The organism is Microbacterium sp. CCH5-D1 (assembly GCF_001557335.1).
Lineage (GTDB): Bacteria > Actinomycetota > Actinomycetes > Actinomycetales > Microbacteriaceae > Microbacterium > Microbacterium oxydans.
In genome coordinates this window covers 1-476 of sequence record NZ_LSJW01000129.1, presented here as the reverse complement: position 1 = coordinate 476, position 476 = coordinate 1, and the positions used below count along the sequence as shown (strand labels likewise).

General features: G+C 71.2%; 2 protein-coding genes. Both read left to right on the top strand.

The annotated features are described in order from the left end of the window. Positions 1-14 precede the first annotated feature (14 nt). Positions 15-104 (top strand): hypothetical protein, encoded by a 90-nt coding sequence (locus tag AX744_RS21205; RefSeq protein WP_269454434.1) that lies wholly within the window; start codon positions 15-17, stop codon positions 102-104. Further along, positions 104-476: formaldehyde-activating enzyme (gene fae, locus AX744_RS08090; protein ID WP_061016225.1), on the top strand; the 373-nt coding region annotated here is incomplete at its 3' end. The genes AX744_RS21205 and fae, both read left to right, overlap by 1 nt.

Sequence of the window (476 nt, the reverse complement as noted above, 5' to 3'; positions counted from 1 at the left end):
TGACCACCGAGGTCATGCAGGAGCTCAACGCCAAGGCCGATGTCGACGGTGAGGACCCCGAGGACATCGCGATCGACTGGCTCGAGGAGCAGGGACTCATCTGATGACCTCGACCATCCAGCTCGGCGAGAGCTTCGTCGGCGACGGCGTCAACGCCGCACACATCAACACCGTGCTCGGCCACCGCGAGGGACCTGCGGGGACGGCGTGGGCCACTGCCCTCGCCAGCCCCAGCCAGGGGCACGTGCCCTTCGTGGCGGTGCTCCGCCCCTCCCTCCCGGTGAAGCCCCTGACGCTGTTCGTCACGAAGGCCGCACCGGCGGGTGACGAGCACGGCCTCCTCATCTGGGGCCCGGCGCAGGCCGGAGTCGCTGCGGGCGTGGCCGACGCCGTCGCCGACGGTGTGATCCCGCGCGAGGCTGCCGACACGCACGCCCTCATCGCCGCAGTGTGGGTCAATCCGGCGGCCGACGACG